This is a genomic window from Cupriavidus consociatus (assembly GCF_017814975.1).
In the GTDB taxonomy this organism is placed as follows: domain Bacteria; phylum Pseudomonadota; class Gammaproteobacteria; order Burkholderiales; family Burkholderiaceae; genus Cupriavidus; species Cupriavidus consociatus.
The window spans coordinates 1-5,723 of record NZ_JAGIQA010000084.1; the positions used below are offsets into that span (position 1 = coordinate 1).

Annotated in this window: 3 protein-coding genes and 2 pseudogenes; 2 read left to right on the forward strand and 3 right to left on the reverse strand. The window is 60.2% G+C overall.

Going from position 1 to position 5,723, the window contains the following annotated elements:
• The 3 genes from J8I82_RS37165 to J8I82_RS37175 all read right to left on the reverse strand — a co-directional run.
• Nucleotides 1–668: efflux RND transporter permease subunit (locus J8I82_RS37165; RefSeq protein WP_209765561.1), on the reverse strand; the 668-nt coding region annotated here is incomplete at its 3' end.
• A 23-nt stretch (nt 669–691) separates the two neighbouring features.
• Complete coding sequence (locus J8I82_RS37170; protein ID WP_209765563.1) at nt 692–2,056, reverse strand: MdtA/MuxA family multidrug efflux RND transporter periplasmic adaptor subunit; 1,365 nt, start codon at nt 2,054–2,056, stop codon at nt 692–694.
• The gene (locus J8I82_RS37175; RefSeq protein WP_209765566.1) at nt 2,056–2,712 is read right to left on the reverse strand and encodes a hypothetical protein; all 657 of its coding nucleotides are present in this window, start codon (nt 2,710–2,712) and stop codon (nt 2,056–2,058) included. Before J8I82_RS37175 ends, J8I82_RS37170 begins: the two co-directional genes overlap by 1 nt.
• Before the next feature lie 658 nt (nt 2,713–3,370).
• Between J8I82_RS37175 and J8I82_RS37180 the strand changes: the two are divergent.
• Nucleotides 3,371–4,096: pseudogene (locus J8I82_RS37180) on the forward strand (transposase).
• Nucleotides 4,097–4,526: 430 nt separating this feature from the next.
• A pseudogene (locus tag J8I82_RS37185) lies at nt 4,527–5,513 on the forward strand (IS5 family transposase).
• The last annotated feature ends 210 nt before the right edge of the window (nt 5,514–5,723 follow it).

Here is a 5,723-nt window from a genome sequence, read left to right on the forward strand (position 1 = left end):
GGGCCGTCGAAGCTGCCCTTGGCGCCGTTGACGTTGGCGGAGCCGATCGCGGTGCGCAGGTCGTCGATCGACATGCCCAGGTTTGCCAGTGCCGTAGGATTCGCCTGGATGCGCACGGCGGGGCGCTGGCCACCGCTGATGGTGACTAGGCCCACTCCCTGGATCTGCGAGATCTTGCCGGCGACGCGAGTGTCAACCATGTCCTGCAGCTTGGGCAGCGGCAGGGTGTCCGACGTCATCGCCAGCGTCATGATCGGTGCGTCGGCGGGGTTCACCTTGCTGTAAACCGGCGGCATCGGCAGGTCGGGGGGTAGCAGGTTGCCGCCGGCGTTGATGGCAGCCTGCACTTCCTGCTCCGCCACGTCGAGAGACAGCGACAGTTCGAATTGCAGCGTGATCACCGAGGCGCCGCCCGATGACGACGAGGACATCTGCTTCAGGCCGGGCATCTGGCCGAACTGGCGCTCCAGTGGTGCGGTGACTGACGACGTCATCACGTCGGGGGTGGCGCCAGGATAAAGCGTAGTGACCTGGATGGTCGGATGGTCGACCTGAGGTAGGGCGGAGAGCGGCAACAGTTTGAATGCGACCAGTCCTGAGAGCAGGATGGCCAGCATCAGCAGGGTCGTAGCAACTGGCCGGTCGATGAAGATGCGTGAAGGGTTCATGCCGCTTCCCATTCCTCTGCTCGCTACTGCAGCCGCTGGCCCACGCGGGCGCCCGGCTTGGCCGGCCTGTTCGTGGTCGGATTCGGATTGGTGTCGGCATCGCGGCGGCGCTCGCCCGGTTCGGTCGCAGCCTCGCTGGTCGCGCCAGAAGCGCCGCTCGAAGACTGCATTTGCGCGGCGCGGTGGGTGGGGTCTACCGCTTCGACGACCATGCCTTCCTTGAGCCGGTCCCCGCCCTCCACCACCACGCGCTGGCCGGGCTCCAGGCCCTTGAGCACGGCGGTGCGGGCGCCATCGCTTGGACCCAGCATAACCCTCTGTACCTTCACCGTACTGTAGTCGCTCACCACGTATACGAAGGTGCCTTGCTCGCCACGCTGGATCGCGGCAGCGGGGATGACAGCGGCGTCTTCCATGGTATCGGCGCAGGTGCGTATATTCACGAACTGGTTTGGGAACAGTATCCCGTCGGTGTTCTGGAAGATGGCTTTAAGCTTGACCGTGCCGGTGGTGGTGTCGATCTGGTTGTCGGTGGTCAGCAGCGTGCCCTCTGCCAGCTGGTTGCGCATCTGGCGGTCCCACGCCTGCACCGGCAGCTTTTCGCCGGCGTTGAGCTTCTTCAGCACGGCGGGCAGGTTGTCCTCGGGGATGGTGTACATCACCGCGATCGGCTGGATCTGCGTGATCAGCGCGATGCCGTTGGTGTCGCTGGTGTTGACGATATTGCCCGGGTCGACCTGGCGCAGACCGATGCGGCCGGACACCGGCGCCACGATCCTGGTATAGCCCAGCTGCAGGCGCGCGTTGGCGACGTTGCCCTGGTCGGTCTTGACCACGCCCTCGTACTGGCGGACCAGCGCGTCCTGGGTATCGACCTGCTGTTTCGAGATTGAGTCCTGCCCCAGCAGGGTGCGGTAGCGCTGCTGGTCCAGCTTCGCGTTCTGCAGTAGCGCCTGGTCGCGCGCCAGCTGGCCCGCGGCCTGATCGAGCGCGGCCTGGAACGGGCGCGGGTCGATCTCGGCCAGCACGTCGCCGGCCTTGACCATCTGACCTTCCTTGAACAGCACCTTCAGCAGGGGGCCGGAAACCTGCGCGCGCACGGTCACGTTGGAGGTTGGGGTCACGTTGCCCAAACCGTGCAGAACCACGTCCATGTTGCGTTTGCTCACCGTGTTGACAACCACAGGCCAGCGCGGCGTTGCCGGCGCGCCACCCGGACTGTCCGCAATGCCGCCTTCCTGCGCAGGCTTTCGGTGGCTGTGCGAGTACCAAGCGGCGCCGGCCAGCACAAGGATGACGACGGCGGTAATCCATGTGCGCCGGTGCGAGCAGGCCGGGCCGCGTGGCAGGTTGGGAGGAAGAGGCTGACCTTGTTGATGGTTGGACATTAGCGGAATCCAGGGAACCAGCGCGACAGGAAAGGCGGGCGTGCCAAATGGTATTGGCCGGATCGAGACACAGGGCTGCTCGATGAGGTCGGCGAGTCGTCGAAGAGCAAACGGGCGTCGAGCGCGCGCTCCCAGAAGAAGAATTCCTCTGGAAGCTGGATGCCGTGACGTGCGAACACCCGGTGCAAGTGCCAGAGGTTGTCCACGTCCACGAGCAAGCCGTGGTCGATGGCGTGGTCTTTGTCGAACGAGAACTTGACGCAGTAGTTGATCGCCTGCAGCAGCTTGCGTAGCTCGATGCCGGCTAGCTTTACCTCGGACAGAGCGCAGGGGGCGGGCGGAGACTCGATGAATTCAACGCGCTGCCGCAGCGCGCGGACGAACGACCGGACTGCAGCGCGGCCGTATTCATGCTTGCGACGATGTCGAGGTTCGCTGGCACAGCGAGGATTGCGCCGCTGTATAGCAGTCACGCCGTGCAGCACCACGTGAAGTTTCGGGTAGGGTTCGATTCCCAGCGCTTGCTCGGCTCGAACCGGTTGGCCCCCGTTTCTCTTTATAGACGTGATCACTATCGGGTTCTCATATGCCACCTCGAAGATCTCGCGGAAGGGATCCTTAACGACGACCGTGGTGCCGTCATTCTCCGCTGCCACGGGGCGGTAGCCCTCCTCCTCAGAGGCCTCGTAGGAATACGAGGGGTGAAACAAAATGCAGTAGGATGGTGGGGCCAATAGCCCGAGGTCGCTGAAGATTGCGCGAATGCGGATAAAGCCGAAGCGGTTGCTCTCTGGTACATCTGCAACCGCATTTTCTTCTGCCTGCCATAGGCTGACAATATTACGGTGTTGGAGCGGCTCCGGGCGAGCGGGCTTCCAGCCGGCGAGTCAGTCAGGTTTTTGGTGTGCGCCACCAAAACAAGATTGTGTTCAATGACATAGCGCATGACCTTCTGGGGTGGACTACGATTGCGGCTGCATGCCGAGCTCCACAGTTGTGCCTTTTGCATATCATCTACAAGCACTAGAAAAAAACACTCGCCGATTAGAAAACTGAACGTCACGACGTCTCCAGAATGTTGTCAATCCTCTTTCGGAGGACTCGCTTTATCGTAGGTTCGATATTAATCAGATGCCGCGGCCGGACCTGCTTTGAATGCGTGCGCATATAGATCTTTTCGTCCACAACCTGCGGTTCTGTAAAAAATAGATGGATACTCTTTACGCTAAGAAATTTTTAAAAAAAGCGTTGTGGGTAGTTAACTTCAAGACGGACCTCTTAACCTCATCCGTTGTGACAACAGGACAGTGTTGGTTGGGAAAGCCAATCATCTCGGATGAACTTAGGGCGCGGATCGAACCGCTCCTACCTCGGCCCAAGCCGGGGCGATTCCGATACCTGGTTCGCATGCCGGTATCGGATGGGGCAGCACTGACTGGCATCCTGTTCGTGTTTAGAAGCGGCATCCGGTGTAGCGAACTGCCCGCTGAGATGTATTGCTGCTCCGGGGTCGGTTGCTGGCGTGGGCTACGCGATTGGCAAAGCGCCAGCGTATGGGATCGGTTACACAAGGTCTTTCTAGCGAAACTACGCGAGTTTGATCGCATCGATTTTTCAGGGCGCTTCATTGATTTTTCCCCATTTCGAGCGATTGGGCCAGGGCGAGAACAGGGCCGAACCCAACCGAGCGCGATCATTCTGACTCGTCTCGAAACAACATCGTCTAACTCTCGCATCTGATCGAAGCCATTCTGGCAATTCGAGGGTGCGGAGGCCGCCATTAGCGCGAGCCCGGGCACATCTGCGCTGATTGCGCGTGCGACCATGACAAAGCACGCAGACAGCTTTACGCTGCCGGCATCCCGACCTCGATGGCCCGGCGCGGCGGACCTAACCGCCGCAGCCTCGGTAAGGTTCGCTGGGTGTTGGACTTGGTTGCACGCATTCCGGTGTCTGCGAACCCACTGCGAGCCTTGCGCGGACATCCACGAGGGCGTAATCAAGTTGGCGTGCTGCCTCATGTACTGGCGCACCCTTTAGGGTGATGAGTCTTCATTTTGAAATGAGGGAAGGGGTGGCAGACAAATCCTACAATTCGAATCAGTTCCGTCACGGTTGCAACAAAAATTCTGTCAGCAGGTGTTAAATGATCCGGCATTGGGCTTATCCCATCCTGTATCGAGTGGCTTACCAGACGACTAGCACGACGGGCCCGCGGGTCGCGGGTTAGGGTGACCACAGTGCGTTTCTTCTTCATCGGCATAGCATACGCGTGGAGTTCCCGGAGTGTAAGCAGGATCAGCTATGCAATATGCGTGCCGCCATCGGTCTCGGTTGGTGCCACGAAGTCAGTCAGAGGCGGTTTCGCGTGCCCGCGATCCTAGGGAAACGCTGATTAAATCAGTGCGCGAGTCATCGGGCCGTCGTGTGAGTGCGTTGTCATAAGCGTGTCCATGATTCGGGTTCAGTGATGAAGCGACAGATCAGTTTTGCGGAAGCGGAAAGCCACGGCAAGAAGCGGGTGACGCGCCGCCAGCGCTTCCTGACTGAGATGGAAAGCGTGGTGCCATGGTCGCGCTTGATAGCGGCGGTCGAGCCGTATTACCCCAAGGGGAAACGTGGACGGCCGCCGATCGGACTGGAGCGAATGCTGCGCATTTATTTCCTCCAGCAGTGGTACGGGCTGTCGGATGAGGCGCTGGAAGGCGCGCTGTACGACAGCCTGGCGATGCGCACGTTCGCGGGGATCGACCTGGCGGTCGAAGCGGTGCCGGACGCGACCACGCTGCTGAAGTTTCGCCGCCTGCTCGTCGAGCATGAACTGACGCGAAAGCTGTTCGACGAGATCGGCATCATGCTGTGCGAGCGCGGGCTGATGATGAAGGAAGGCACGATTGTGGATGCCACTATTATTGAGGCGCCACCGTCGACCAAGAACAAGGAGAAGAGTCGCGACCCGGAGATGCACCAAACCAAGAAGGGCAACGAGTGGAGCTTTGGTATGAAAGCGCATGTCGGCGTGGATGCGGCATCGGGCCTGGTGCACAGCGTGGTGGGCACCGCGGCCAACGAGTCGGATGTGTCGCAAGCGCACGCCTTGCTGCATGGCCACGAAGACCATGCGTTTGGCGACGCTGGCTACACGGGCGTAGAGAAGCGCGACGAGATGCAAGGCAAGTCCGTGAAATGGTAGGTAGCCATCAAGCGCGGCAAGATCAAGGCGATGAGTGATGGTGCTCTCAAGGACTTGCTGATCGCGGTCGAGCGGACCAAGGCACAGATTCGGGCGCGGATCGAGCATCCGTTCCACGTCATCAAGAATCTCTTCGGTCATCGTAAAGTTCGCTACAAGGGCCTGGTCAAGAACACGGCGCCGTTGTTCAGCCTGTTTGGTTTGGCGAATCTGGCGCTTGCCAGGAAGCTGTTGCTGGCTTCACAGGGGAGCAATCCGTCCTGAGCGCGCAAAGCGCGCCAGGAAAGGTGCGAAGCGAGGCAAATACCGTCCTGAATTGGTCTTCTTCTCTCACATTACGAAAGCCAAGGTCAGGATTACCTGCATCGCCGCTCGCAGACCTCATTGATCAGCGTTTCCCTAGATACTATGAAGGGCCGCGGAAGTAAGCCCCCTGGAGTAAAACGAGGATTCGGAGTCTCGTTTCTCAAGGAG

Coding starts and splice junctions, on each gene's coding strand:
- J8I82_RS37170 (WP_209765563.1), bottom strand. CDS start 2,056: ATGTCCAACCATCAACAAGGTCAGCCTCTTCCTCCCAACCTGCCACGC.